This window comes from Mycobacterium sp. Dal123C01, from assembly GCF_052566995.1.
Genome location: NZ_CP199580.1, coordinates 1,446,232 through 1,458,802, shown reverse-complemented (window position 1 = coordinate 1,458,802; position 12,571 = coordinate 1,446,232). Strand labels below are relative to the sequence as shown.

Below are 12,571 nucleotides of genomic sequence, written 5' to 3'. Positions count from 1 at the left end.
CGTGCCTCCGCCCTGAGCGCACAGCCAAAGCCATGGACGCACACTCAACGCCCTGAGCGCACACTCGAGCCGGAGCGCGAGGCGAGCGGAGCGGATTAGCCCAACGACGCCAGCGCACGCACCAGCTGATCGACTTCGGCCGTCGTCGAGTAATGCGCCAGCCCGACGGTCACCGCGCCGCCAACCTCGTTGGCGCCCAGCGCGTCGAGCACGCGCGAATTCTCGTTGGAGATCGCGAGGATTCCGTTGTCCGCCAGGCGCTGCACGACCCGCTCGGCGGGCACGCCCTGCAACGCGAAGCTGACGACCGGTATCCGCACCTCCGGGCGACCGATCAGCATCGTCAACGGCAACGACCGCAACGAGACCATCAGGTAGTCGAAGATCCGGTTCAGATACGAGGCAGCGGACTGCATCGACACCGACAGCCGTTCGCGCCGGCTGCCGCGAGCCGACTCATCCAATGCCGCAAGGTATTCGATGCTGGCAACGGCGCCGGCCAGCAGACCGAACTGATGTCCGCCCAGCTCGAGGCGCGCCGGGCCGGTGGCGTTGGGATCGGTTGAGACCGAGCTGAACGTGTTGATCAGCGCAGGATCGCGAAACACGATCGCACCGATCGGCGGGCCGCCCCACCCCGTCGCGTTCACCGCAACCACGTCGACTTCGGTCTCTTTGACGTCGAGCAACCGGTAGGGCGCGGCCGCGGAGTGATCGACGATCACCACGCCGCCGACGTCGTGCACCAGCTTGGTCATCGCCCGCAGATCGGTGACCGTGCCCAGTGTTCCCGACGCCGAGGTGAGCGCCACCAGCCGCGTCGATTTCCCGATCAGGCTCTCCCACTGCCACGTCGGCAACTCACCGTTCTCGATGTCGACCTCGGCCCACTTCACCTTGGCGCCGTAGCGGTGTGCCGCCCGCAACCATGGGGCGATGTTCGCCTCGTCGTCCAACCGGCTGACGATCACCTCGTACCCCAGGCCGGCCCGCGAGGATGACGCTTCGGCCAGTGAGGCCAGCAGGATCGCACGATCGGCGCCCAGCACGATGCCCGCCGGGTCGGCGTTGAAAAGATCCGCCACCGCCGCCCGTGCCGCATCCAGCACGGCCGCGCTGCGCTGCGCCGACGGGTGCGAACCCACAGCGGTCGCACCGGATCTGCGGAACGCGGTGGAGACCGTGGTCGCCACGGAATCGGGAATCAGCATCCCGGTCGGCGCGTCGAAGTGCACCCATCCGTCACCCAGAGACGGATGCAGTCCGCGCACCCGGGCGACGTCATAAGCCATGCCAGCCACCTTAGAGCTTCCGCTACTCCGCGAAATTGTGACGGTAGCGAGTGCCTAGAAAGGTCCAAGCCGTTCCAGCCAGACGGTGGCTTCCCGAGCCAGGTCACCCGGCCAGCCATACTAGTCGAGTGGGGCTCTGGTTCGGAACGCTGATCGCACTGTTTTTGCTGATCGCCCCGGGGACAATCGTCGCGCGTATCGCCCAGCTGACGTGGCCAATCGCGGTCGCAGTTGGCCCGGCGCTGACCTATGGCGTGGTCGCGCTGGCGATCCTCCCCTTCGGTGCGCTCGGAATCCCTTGGAACGGTTGGACTGCGCTCGCCGCGCTCGCTGTCGTGTGTGTGGTGACGACGGGTCTGCAGCTGCTCCTCGCCCGCTACCGCGACACCGACGCCGAGGCGCGTGGGATCGCTGGTTGGCCCGCGTTGACGGTCGCGGCCGGTGTGCTGCTGGGCACGCTGCTGATCATGTGGGCCGCTTATCGCGGCCTCACCCATTGGCAGTCGGTTCCGAGCACCTGGGATGCGGTATGGCACGCCAACGAGGTGCGCTACATCCTCGACACCGGCCAGGCGTCCTCCACCCACATGGGCGAGCTGCGCAACGTCGAGACCCACCAGGCGCTGTACTACCCGTCGGTGTTCCACGCCCTGACCGCGGTCTTCTGCCAGCTCACCGGTGCGGCGCCGACCACCGGCTACACCCTGAGTTCGGTGGCGGCCTCGATCTGGCTGTTCCCGACCAGCGCGGCGATGCTGACCTGGAATCTGCTGCGCCCGGTGACGACGGCGGGGCGCACTGCCGCGATCGCGGCCACCGCGGCCGCACTGTCGGCGTCGTTCACCTCGGTGCCCTACGTCGAATTCGGGGTGGCCGCAATGCCCAACCTGGCGGCCTACGGGGTCGCGATCCCGACATTCCTGTTGATCACCTCGACGTTGCGCCACCGCGACCGCATCCCGGTGGCCGTGCTGGCACTGGTGGGTGTGCTGTCGGTGCACCTGACCGGCGGATTCATCGTCATCTTGTTCCTGTTGGGCTGGTGGCTGCTGGATGCGTTGTGGCATCCGGTGCGGGGCCGGCTCGCCGACGTCGGAATTCTGGCCGCCACGGCGGTGCCCACCGCGCTGATCCTGGCGCCACAGTTCATCGGCGTGCTCAAGCAGGCCGACATCATCGCCGGGCATGCATTCCCCAGCTTCAAGAGCGTCAAGCAGGGCGTTATCGATGCGCTGCTGCTGCACACCCGCCACCTCAACGATTTTCCGACCCAATACGGCCTCGTCGCGCTGGTCTACCTCGGCTTGGCGTATCTGCTGTACAAGCGCATCTGGTGGCCGGTGGCGGTCTGGCTGGTGCTGACCGTGGCGACCATCTATTCGGGCGCACCGTTTCACAACCCGCTCGGCGCCGCCATCGAAGGACTCAGCACGTTCTTCTACAACGATCCGCGGCGGCTCACCTCCGTGGTGACGATGCTGGTGACACCGATGGCAGCCGTCGCGATGTTCGGCGCGGTCGCGCTCGTGGTCGCCATCGCCAAACGAATCGCCGGCCGGTTCAAAGAGTTCCCCGCGCCGGTCTGGGTCTCGGCCACCGCAGTGCTGCTGGTGGTGACGACCGTGTTCACCGCGCGGCATTACCTCTATCGGCACCTGGTGCTGTTCGGCGACAAATACGACTCGGTGATGATCGATCAGCGCGACCTGATGGCCATGGCCTATTTGTCGAAACTGCCGGGTGCACACAACACCGTGATCGGCAACGCCAACACCGACGGCACCGCCTGGATGTACGCGGTGGCGGACTTACATCCGCTGTGGACCCACTACGACTATCCCCAGCAAACCGGGCCGGGACCGGAGCGCTACATCATCTGGGCCTACGCCCGCCGCGGCGATTCCGATCCCAAGGTGGCTGAGGCGATCAGAGCGCTCAATATTCGCTACATCTACACCAGCACACCCACGGTTCGGGGGTTCGCCGTCCCCGACGGACTAGTCTCGCTGGAGAAATCGAAGTCGTGGGCGCTGATCTACGACAACGGCGGCGCCAAGATCTACGAATGGCGCGGAAACGCCGCAGCGCCACGCCCTTAGATGCATTAGAGGACGGTGACCGGATTGAGTAACGGCCCAGACGACGACGGCGTCGAGATCATCGGCGGCATCGATCCGCGAATCATGGCGATTCGCGAGGCGGTCGATGACGAGGACTCCGATGCACGCTCGCTGACCGATCTGGTGGAGCAACCCGCCAAGGTGATGCGCATCGGCACCATGATCAAGCAATTGCTCGAAGAGGTGCGGGCCGCACCGCTGGACGACGCCAGCCGCAAGCGACTGCGCGAGATCCACGCCACCAGCATTCGGGAGCTCGAGGAGGGTCTGGCCCCGGAATTACGCGAGGAACTCGATCGCCTCACCCTGCCGTTCGACGAGGACGCCGAGCCGTCGGACGCCGAGCTGCGCATCGCACAGGCTCAGCTCGTCGGCTGGCTCGAGGGGCTGTTCCACGGCATCCAGACCGCACTGTTCGCCCAGCAGATGGCCGCCCGCGCGCAGCTCGAACAGATGCGCCAAGGAGCCCTGCCCCCCGGCATCGGGCGGCCAGGCCACGGACCGGGCTCGGGCACCGGGCAGTACCTGTAAGAGAAGGTGTCAGTGTCCGGTCCTCGCGGTCCGCATATCGAAACCAGCAATGCGTGGGTGGAATTTCCCATCTTCGACGCCAAGTCACGCTCGCTGAAGAAGGCCTTCCTGGGCAAGGCGGGTGGCACGATCGGGCGCAACAACTCCAACGTCGTCGTCGTCGAGGCGTTGCGCGACATCACCATGTCGCTCGACATGGGCGACCGAGTCGGCCTGGTCGGCCATAACGGGGCCGGGAAATCGACTCTGCTGCGCCTACTTTCGGGCATCTACGAACCCACCCGGGGCTGGGCAAAGGTCACCGGCAGGGTTGCGCCGGTGTTCGACCTCGGCGTCGGAATGGACCCCGAAATCTCCGGCTACGAGAACATCATCATCCGCGGCCTGTTCCTGGGGCAGACCCGAAAACAGATGCTGGCCAAGGTCGACGAGATCGCCGAGTTCACCGAACTCGGGGATTACCTGTCGATGCCGCTGCGCACGTATTCCACCGGGATGCGAGTCCGGCTGGCGATGGGTGTGGTCACCAGCATCGACCCCGAGATCCTGCTGCTCGACGAGGGCATCGGCGCCGTCGACGCCGACTTCCTGAAGAAGGCCCAGTCGCGGTTGCAGGGCCTGGTGGAGCGTTCCGGAATCCTGGTTTTCGCCAGCCATTCCAACGAATTCCTGGCCCGGCTGTGTAAGACCGCGATGTGGATCGACCACGGGGTCATTCGCCAGACCGGCGGCATCGAAGACGTGGTGCGCGCGTACGAGGGTGAAGACGCCGCACGGCACGTCCGTGAGGTGCTGGAAGAGACCGGCCAGCTCGACGCCGATAAACCCCTGGCGCAAAGCGCTTCCGGAGATGAGTGAATTCATCGTCGCCGTCGTGGTCACCCACCGGCGCGCGCAAGAACTCGCCAAGTCGCTGGACATGCTCAGCGCGCAGACGCGGTTGCCCGATCACCTGATCGTCGTCGACAACGACGGTGGCTCCGATAGCCGGATCCGCGATCTGGTTGCCGCCCAGCCGATCTCGACCACCTACTTGCCATCGCACCGAAACCTCGGCGGCGCAGGCGGTTTCGCACTCGGCATGCTGCATGCACTGGCGCAGGGCGCCGATTGGGTGTGGCTGGCCGACGACGACGGTCGCCCGCAGGACTCCGGGGTGCTGGCCACGCTGCTGGCCTGCGCCGAGAAGTACGGCCTGGCCGAGGTGTCGCCGATGGTGTGCAACATGGACGACCCCGAACTACTGGCGTTCCCGTTGCGGCGTGGCCTGGTATGGCGCAGGCGTGCAAGCGAATTGCGCACCGAAACCGGGCAAGACCTGTTGAGCGGGATCGCGTCGCTGTTCAACGGCGCGTTGTTCCGGGCGTCCACCCTGGAATCGATCGGTGTGCCGGACTTGCGGCTGTTCATCCGCGGCGACGAGGTGGAATTGCACCGCCGGCTGGTCCGCTCCGGCCTGCCGTTCGGAACCTGCCTGGACACGATCTACCTGCATCCCTGTGGATCCGACGAGTTCCGGCCGATTCTGGGTGGCCGCATGCATACCCAGTATCCCGACAACCCCACCAAGCGGTTCTACACCTACCGCAATCGCGGCTACCTGTTGTCGCAACCGGGTCTGCGTAAGCTGCTGGTCCAGGAGTGGCTCCGGTTCGGCTGGTTCTTCCTGATATCCCGACGCGACCCCAAGGGCCTGCTGGACTGGATCCGGTTGCGCCGCTTGGGACGTCGTGAGCAATTCGGCAAGCCTGGAGGAGCCCCGTGACATTCATCGACGCAGCCGCACAGTCGCGAACTTTTACCCGGGCGCGGGGCGACCTGGTCGCCGGATTTCGCCGCCGCGAGCTGTGGCTGCACCTGGGCTGGCAGGACATCAAGCAGCGTTACCGCCGCTCGGTGCTGGGCCCGTTCTGGATCACCATCGCGACCGGCACCACCGCCGTCGCGATGGGCGGCCTGTATTCGAAGCTGTTTCACCTCGACCTGTCCGTGCACCTGCCCTACGTCACGCTCGGGCTGATCATCTGGAACCTGATCAATGCCGCCATCCTGGAAGGCGCCGACGTGTTCGTCGCCAACGAGGGACTGATCAAACAATTGCCGACGCCGTTGAGCGTGCACGTCTACCGGCTGGTGTGGCGACAGATGATCCTGTTCGGGCACAACATCGTCATCTATCTCGTCGTCGCGATCATCTTTCCCAAACCGTGGTCGTGGGCCGATCTTTCGGTGATTCCGGCGCTGGGGTTGATCGTGCTCAATTGCATCTGGGTGTCCCTGTGCTTCGGCATCCTGGCAACCCGCTACCGCGATATCGGTCCCCTGCTGTTTTCGATCGTGCAGCTGCTGTTCTTCATGACGCCGATCATCTGGAACGACGACACATTGCGGCAGCAGGGCGCCGGGCGCTGGTCGAGCATCGTCGAACTCAACCCGCTGCTGCACTATCTCGACATCGTGCGCGCGCCGTTGCTGGGCGCCCACCAGGAGCTGCGGCATTGGGCGGTGGTGCTGGTGCTGACCGTGGTCGGCTGGATACTGGCGGCGCTCGCGATGCGGCAATACCGCGCCCGGGTGCCCTACTGGGTCTAGCCCGCAGCGATCCGGGACGCCAGCAGCGCGGCAACCTCGTCGGTCGAGGGCATCGCCGCGATCTGGCCCGCGATCCTGCGGGCCGCGGCCCGGTAACTGCACTGTTCCAGCACCTCGGCAACCTTCCGGCCTACCGCCTCGGCGCTGAACGCATCTGGGCCGACGCAGATCGCGGCCCCCGCCGCGGCGACACGTTCGGCTTGACCCCCCTGATCGGCGCCCTGAGGCGTCAGCACTAGAGGAATGCCCGCGGCGAGCGCACCCAGATTCGTCCCCGCACCGCCGTGGCCCACCACGACATCGATTCCGTCGAGAAGTTCCGCATAGGGCCTGAACTCTTCGAAGGCAACGGCGTCCCGGTCGACCGCGAAATCGGCGCATGATGCGGTGAGACCGAGTGCGACGCGCACACCGTGACCTTTCGCCGTCAGGTCCGAGATGACCGGGGTGAGCAACTCCGGATCGGTGAAAATAGTCCCGAATGTCACCAGCACCGCGGCGTGCCCGGTCAACGGCCGCGGTTTTCCCGCGGCTGACGCGGTGGGGGCACGGTGGGGTTCCGGTCGTAGCGGAAGCCATCCCTGGGGTGGCTGCCATCCGGGGACCTGCAAATCGCTCGGGCAGATGTCGGCCACCCAGTCGGCCGGTTGCCACCGCATTCCGCGTTCCTGGTAGTCCGATGCAGACCGTTGCGTGCAGGCGCGGATGAAGTCGGCTGACACATCGGAGCCGAAGGTGTGGCCGACTCGGTGCGCACCGCACGCGATCGCGACAAGCGGTCCCAAGAAATCCATCACATCGTGGACGACGAGGTCGGGCCGCCAATCCCGGACCACCGGCAGCGCGTCGTCGACCGACAGGTCGTTTCGCGCCGTGGTGAACGCCTCGACCACGGCGCTGCGCGTGCACTCGCCCCTGACATCCTCGCCAGTGCGTCGCAGCACCTCGGCAATCACCGTCGGGCTGTCGGCTCCCGCTACCAGTACGTCCATGTCCTCGTCGCCGAAAACCGGGACGTAGGACATCGGCACCATGACCGCGACCCTGTGTCCCCGCTCCCGAAACGCACGAGCCAGCGGGAGAAGTGGCAGCAGATGTCCATGGCCGGGAACACCGGTGATGAGTACGCGCACGCACGCCAAGACTATCGATCAGGCTGGCGCCGGGCGCGCAGAAGTCCTCTAGTGACTACGCCAAGAGTCCTTTGAGAATCCGTCAAGGCACCGCCCAGAGGCTAACCGCGTGCACGAAACCGCAAAGATGCCGAAACTCGACGTTGGGACCGCCGATGGAGGAATATGCGATCGTGAGCGACGCCTCGGCAATCGGTTGTGTTGGGACGCTGGTAGTGGCAACGCGCGGTGACCGCGGCGCCGGCGAGGTGTTGGTGACCGTACGGGGGTCCAAGGAGACCTTCCTGGCCTGGTCCGACGAACCATTACCGAAGGGCAGCAAGGTCCTGGTGGTAGAGCTCCGGGGCGGGCGCACGGTGGTGGTCGAGCCCTGGAAGGACCTGGGCTGATCCAGACGACGAGTGAAATCCCCTGCTACGCAACAGCGAAACCACAAGGAGTACAACAATGCTCGGTTATAAAGTGCCCGCGCCGGACGAGGCGATGCTGATCTCCGGCGCCAAAGGCAAGGGCACCGCCCCCTTCCGCGTCGTGACCGGCCACGGCGCGTTCGTCATCCCGTTCTTCCGTAAGGCTCGATTCCTGACGCTGGCCATGTGCGAGTCCGAAGTCGCCGAAAAGTGCGTCACACAGCAGGGCATCACCCTCAATGTGCGTTCGGTGATCGCCTTCAAGGTCGGCAACGACACCGAAAGCATCATCAGTGCCGCGCAGCGATTTCTGTCCGAGCAAGACCAGATGGCCATCCTCACCGGCCGGATCTTCGCCGGCCACCTGCGCTCCATCATCGGTTCGATGACCGTCGAGCAGATCATCCGGGAACGTCAGAAACTGGCCACTGAGGTGCTCGACGGCTCCAAGGAGGGGATGGCCAGGATCGGGCTCACCGTCGACGCCCTGCAGATCCAGTCCATCGACGACGACGGGCTCGGCTACATCAACGCGATGTCGGCACCGCACAACGCGGCCATCCAGCAAATGGCACAGATCGCTCAGGCTCAGGCCAATCAGAAATCCGCCGAAGCCGAGCAGGAGTCCCAGCGCAACCAAGCCGAATTCGCCCGTGAGACCGCGATCGTGAAGGCGCAGTACAAGGCCGAGGTCGACAAGGCTCAAGCCCAGGCCGCCCAGGCGGGTCCGCTGGCCGAGGCACAGGCCCAGCGCGAGGTGCTACAGATGCGGACAGAACTGGCCGAACGCGCCGCGGAGCTGCGTCAGCAGGAACTGGTCGCCGAAGTGGTCAAGCCCGCCGAGGCCGAAGCCGAACGCGTCCGGATCATGGCCGTCGCCGACGCCGAGAAGATGAAGATCCAGGCCGAGGCGGCGGCATCGCACAACCGAGTGGCGCTCGACAAGGCGCTGATCGACCAGCTGCCGCAAATCGTCGAGAAAGCCGCGCTTGGGCTCGCGAGCGCAAACCTCACGGTGCTCAATGGCGCCGAAGGTCTCGGCCAGGTGGCCGCCGGGCTGGTTTCGCAGGGCATGGCCATCTTCGAAGCGCTGCGCGGCGAGATCGTCGAGTACGACGACGACAAAAGCTCGCTGGTCCCGAACACCGAGCCACACCAGTAATACGTTCCCCGGCGGCGCGAACAATGGCGCCGTCCGGTTGCGGCGCGCGCGTGTATAACCGATAAAAAACGCTCGCCGAATTTCGGTGGCGGCCGAGTTCGGGTGGTGCAACACTGGACCACCACGAATCACCACCAGGCAAATTGGTGCGCGCCGCGACAAGGCCGGGCGCACCGCGGAAGGTCGACGGACGTGACTAAAAAGGCCCAATCAGTGGCGGATGCGGCGCGGGAGAACCTCGCCGCCGAGCTGGAACGGCTACGGCAGCGGCGCGAACTCCTCGAGGCCGAGGTCAAAAACGACCGCGGCATGATCGGCGATCACGGCGACGCGGCTGAGGCGATACAGCGGGCTGACGAATTGGTTGTCCTCGCCGACAAGATCAATGAATTGGACCGAAGGCTGCGCGCCGGGCCCTCGCACTCCGACGGAGACGAAACGCTGCCCGGCGGCACCGAGGTGACGCTGCGATTTGCCGACGGTGAAGTCGTCAAGATGCATGTGATCTCCACCGTCGAAGAGACCCCGGTCGGCCGCGAGGCCGAGACGTTGACCGCCCACAGTCCACTGGGCGTGGCTCTGGCCGGGCATAAAGCCGGCGACACGGTCACCTACTTGACGCCGCAGGGAGAAAGCCAGGTCGACCTGATCGCGGTCAAGCTGCCCCGTTAGCCGCCTTGGGGGCGCACCCGCCCCCGTTAAACTCCCCCAATGCTTCCCCCAGAGCCCGAGGCCGCGGCGCCGAGCCCGCGCCTGAGTCTGACCACGCAGATCACGCGTTTCGTCGTGACCGGCGGGCTGGCGGCCGTCGTCGACTTCGGCCTCTACATGGTGCTCTGGAAGATCCTGGGTGTGCAGGTCGACCTGTCCAAGGCCACCAGTTTCGTGGTGGGCACCATCACCGCCTACCTGATCAACCGCCGGTGGACCTTCCAGGCCGCGCCGAGCACCGCGCGGTTCGTCGCGGTCATGGTTCTCTACGCCCTCACCTTCACGGTTCAGGTCGGGCTGAACCACCTGTGCCTGGTGTTGATGCACTACACGGGGTGGGCGGCCGTCGTCGCATTCGTGATCGCACAGGGCACCGCCACGGTGATCAACTTCATCGTGCAGCGAGTCGTAATCTTCCGTATCCGCTGACCCCCACCGCGCAAGCGGTACCCTCTTTGACGATGTTGAGCGCCGACTTTCCGACCACCCCGACCCGGCTGATGGGCTTTGGCCGCACCGCGCCGTCGGTCGCCCAGGTGCTCTCGACCCCCGATCCCGAGGTGATTGCCAAGGCAGTGGCCCGGGTGGCCGACTCGGGCGGTCGGGGCGTGATCGCGCGCGGGCTGGGCCGGTCCTACGGGGACAACGCACAAAACGGCGGCGGCCTGGTGATCGACATGACGGTGCTCAACCGCATCCATTCGATCAGCGCCGACACCCGGTTGGTCGACGTCGACGCCGGCGTCAGCCTGGACCAACTGATGAGGGCGGCGCTGCCATTCGGGCTGTGGGTTCCGGTGCTGCCGGGAACCCGCCAAGTCACCGTCGGCGGCGCGATCGCTTCCGACATCCACGGCAAGAACCATCACAGCGCGGGCAGCTTCGGCAGCCATGTGCGGTCGATGGACCTGCTGATGGCCGACGGCACCATCCGCACGATCACTCCCGACGGCCCCGACAGCGCAGACGCCGAGCTGTTTTGGGCCACCGTCGGGGGCAACGGCCTGACCGGCATCGTTTTGCGGGCCACCATCGCGATGACGCGCACCGAGACGGCGTACTTCATCGCAGACGGCGTCGCCACCAAGGACCTCGACGAAACAGTCGCCGTGCACCTCGACGGCAGCGAAAGCAACTACACCTACTCCAGCGCCTGGTTCGACCTGATCAGTCCGCCACCGAAGCTCGGTCGGGCCGCCGTCAGCCGGGGCAGCCTGGCCAAGCTGGACCAACTACCGAAAAAGCTCGCCAAGAATCCGCTGAAATTCGATGCACCGCACCTGTTGACGGTGCCGAACGTGTTTCCGGTCAGCGCAATGAACAAACTGTCGTTCATGGCGATCGGTGAGGTGTACTACCGGCTGGGCGGAACCTACACCGGCAAGATCATGAATCTGTCGCAGTTCTACCACATGCTCGACCTTGTCAGCGGCTGGAATAACTCTTACGGGCCAACAGGTTTCGCTCAGCACCAGTTCCTAGTCCCACCGGATGCGATGGACGAATTCAAGGCCATCATCCGCTGGATCCAGACTCGGGGCCATTATTCGGCGCTGAACGTGTTCAAGCTTTTCGGCCCGGGCAACCGGGCACCGCTGAGCTTCCCGATGGCCGGCTGGAACGTCGCGATGGACTTCCCGAATAAGCCGGGGATCAACGAGTTCCTCAACGAACTCGACCACCGGGTACTGGAATTCGGCGGTCGCGTCTACACCGCGAAGGACTCCCGTACCACCGCCGAAACCTTTCATGCCATGTACCCCCGCATCGACGAGTGGATCGCCGTGCGCCGCAAGGTCGACCCGCTACGGGTCTTCGCTTCCGACATGGCCCGACGTTTGGAGCTGCTCTAAATGGTGCTCGATGCCGTAGGAAATCCGCAGACAATCCTGGTGCTGGGCGGGACTTCCGAGATCGGGCTGGCGATCTGCGAACGCTACCTGCAGAACGCGCACGCGCGAATCGTGTTGGCCGCCATGCCCGGCGACCCTGGTCGTGACGGCGCGGTGGCGCAGATGAAGGCCGCCGGTGCGCGTTCGGTCGAGCTGATCGACTTCGAAGCCACCGAGCCTGAGAGTCACCCCAAGATGATCGATGCGGCCTTCGCCGACGGAGACGTCGACGTGGCCATCGTGGCGTTCGGCATCCTCGGGGATGCCGAGGAGCTGTGGCAGAACCAGCAGAAGGCTGTGCTTGCTGCCGAGATCAATTACACCGCAGCGGTTTCGGTGGGCGTGCTGCTGGGTGAGAAGATGCGCGCCCAGGGCTTTGGCCAGATCATCGCGATGAGTTCGGCCGCCGGCGAGCGAGTGCGACGGTCCAACTTCGTCTACGGCTCCACCAAGGCCGGCCTGGACGGGTTCTATCTCGGATTGGCAGAGGCGTTGCGCGAGTACGGCGTTCGTGTTCTGGTGATCCGCCCCGGCCAAGTACGTACCCGGATGAGCGCGCACGTCAAGGAGGCGCCGCTCACCGTCGACAAAGAGTACGTCGCCAACCTCGCGGTGACCGCGGCCGCAAAGGGTAAGGAATTGGTTTGGGCGCCAGCAGCATTCAGGTACGTGATGATGGTGTTGCGACACATCCCGCGGAGCATCTTCCGCAAGCTGCCAATCTGATC

The 12,571-nt window shown here is 65.4% G+C and carries 13 protein-coding genes; 11 read left to right on the top strand and 2 right to left on the bottom strand.

Annotation, left to right across the window (positions count from 1 at the left end):
- Positions 1 to 95: 95 nt before the first annotated feature.
- Positions 96 to 1,292: a cysteine desulfurase-like protein gene (locus ACTXG5_RS06880; RefSeq protein ID WP_445162973.1), complete on the bottom strand. Its 1,197-nt coding sequence runs from the start codon at positions 1,290 to 1,292 to the stop codon at positions 96 to 98.
- 128 nt (positions 1,293 to 1,420) lie between these two features.
- Here ACTXG5_RS06880 and ACTXG5_RS06875 point away from each other — a divergent pair, with 128 nt between their 5' ends.
- The 5 genes from ACTXG5_RS06875 to wzm all read left to right on the top strand — a co-directional run bounded on the left by ACTXG5_RS06875 (position 1,421) and on the right by wzm (position 6,535).
- Entirely contained in the window at positions 1,421 to 3,391 is a 1,971-nt protein-coding gene (locus ACTXG5_RS06875) for a DUF6541 family protein (RefSeq protein ID WP_445162972.1), read from the top strand.
- Between the two features lie 84 nt (positions 3,392 to 3,475).
- Entirely contained in the window at positions 3,476 to 3,943 is a 468-nt protein-coding gene (locus ACTXG5_RS06870) for a bacterial proteasome activator family protein (protein WP_445164292.1), read from the top strand.
- Between the two features lie 12 nt (positions 3,944 to 3,955).
- The gene (gene wzt / locus ACTXG5_RS06865; RefSeq protein WP_445162971.1) at positions 3,956 to 4,801 is read left to right on the top strand and encodes a galactan export ABC transporter ATP-binding subunit Wzt/RfbE; all 846 of its coding nucleotides are present in this window, start codon (positions 3,956 to 3,958) and stop codon (positions 4,799 to 4,801) included.
- Positions 4,794 to 5,708: a galactofuranosyltransferase GlfT1 gene (glfT1, locus tag ACTXG5_RS06860; RefSeq protein WP_445162970.1), complete on the top strand. Its 915-nt coding sequence runs from the start codon at positions 4,794 to 4,796 to the stop codon at positions 5,706 to 5,708. Before wzt ends, glfT1 begins: the two co-directional genes overlap by 8 nt.
- Positions 5,705 to 6,535: a galactan export ABC transporter permease subunit Wzm/RfbD gene (gene wzm / locus ACTXG5_RS06855; RefSeq protein ID WP_445162969.1), complete on the top strand. Its 831-nt coding sequence runs from the start codon at positions 5,705 to 5,707 to the stop codon at positions 6,533 to 6,535. Before glfT1 ends, wzm begins: the two co-directional genes overlap by 4 nt.
- Here wzm and ACTXG5_RS06850 read toward each other — a convergent pair.
- Positions 6,532 to 7,668, bottom strand: coding sequence for a glycosyltransferase (locus tag ACTXG5_RS06850; RefSeq protein ID WP_445162968.1), 1,137 nt, complete (start codon positions 7,666 to 7,668; stop codon positions 6,532 to 6,534). The two genes, wzm and ACTXG5_RS06850, sit on opposite strands and share 4 nt — an antisense overlap.
- A gap of 173 nt (positions 7,669 to 7,841) precedes the next feature.
- On the opposite strand from ACTXG5_RS06850, the gene ACTXG5_RS06845 reads away from it, so the two are divergent.
- From ACTXG5_RS06845 to ACTXG5_RS06820, 6 genes are all read left to right on the top strand, one after another.
- Entirely contained in the window at positions 7,842 to 8,057 is a 216-nt protein-coding gene (locus tag ACTXG5_RS06845; protein WP_445162967.1) for a hypothetical protein, read from the top strand.
- A 58-nt stretch (positions 8,058 to 8,115) separates the two neighbouring features.
- Complete coding sequence (locus ACTXG5_RS06840) at positions 8,116 to 9,240, top strand: SPFH domain-containing protein (protein ID WP_445162966.1); 1,125 nt, start codon at positions 8,116 to 8,118, stop codon at positions 9,238 to 9,240.
- A gap of 192 nt (positions 9,241 to 9,432) precedes the next feature.
- The gene (locus ACTXG5_RS06835; RefSeq protein ID WP_445162965.1) at positions 9,433 to 9,912 is read left to right on the top strand and encodes a GreA/GreB family elongation factor; all 480 of its coding nucleotides are present in this window, start codon (positions 9,433 to 9,435) and stop codon (positions 9,910 to 9,912) included.
- Positions 9,913 to 9,951: 39 nt separating this feature from the next.
- Positions 9,952 to 10,380, top strand: a complete 429-nt coding sequence (locus tag ACTXG5_RS06830; RefSeq protein ID WP_445162964.1) for a GtrA family protein — start codon at positions 9,952 to 9,954, stop codon at positions 10,378 to 10,380.
- A 32-nt stretch (positions 10,381 to 10,412) separates the two neighbouring features.
- A complete protein-coding gene (locus ACTXG5_RS06825) occupies positions 10,413 to 11,804 on the top strand; it encodes an FAD-binding protein (RefSeq protein WP_445162963.1) in 1,392 nt (463 codons plus the stop codon).
- A complete protein-coding gene (locus ACTXG5_RS06820; protein ID WP_445162962.1) occupies positions 11,805 to 12,569 on the top strand; it encodes a decaprenylphospho-beta-D-erythro-pentofuranosid-2-ulose 2-reductase in 765 nt (254 codons plus the stop codon).
- Positions 12,570 to 12,571: the final 2 nt, after the last annotated feature.

What these genes read in the sequence shown, in the direction of transcription:
- ACTXG5_RS06870 (WP_445164292.1), top strand. Translation starts at nt 3,476, where the DNA reads ATGGCGATTCGCGAGGCGGTCGATGACGAGGACTCCGATGCACGCTCG.
- ACTXG5_RS06840 (WP_445162966.1), top strand. Translation starts at nt 8,116, where the DNA reads ATGCTCGGTTATAAAGTGCCCGCGCCGGACGAGGCGATGCTGATCTCC.
- glfT1 (WP_445162970.1), top strand. Translation starts at nt 4,794, where the DNA reads ATGAGTGAATTCATCGTCGCCGTCGTGGTCACCCACCGGCGCGCGCAA.
- ACTXG5_RS06880 (WP_445162973.1), bottom strand. Translation starts at nt 1,292, where the DNA reads ATGGCTTATGACGTCGCCCGGGTGCGCGGACTGCATCCGTCTCTGGGT.
- ACTXG5_RS06825 (WP_445162963.1), top strand. Translation starts at nt 10,413, where the DNA reads ATGTTGAGCGCCGACTTTCCGACCACCCCGACCCGGCTGATGGGCTTT.
- ACTXG5_RS06830 (WP_445162964.1), top strand. Translation starts at nt 9,952, where the DNA reads ATGCTTCCCCCAGAGCCCGAGGCCGCGGCGCCGAGCCCGCGCCTGAGT.
- ACTXG5_RS06820 (WP_445162962.1), top strand. Translation starts at nt 11,805, where the DNA reads ATGGTGCTCGATGCCGTAGGAAATCCGCAGACAATCCTGGTGCTGGGC.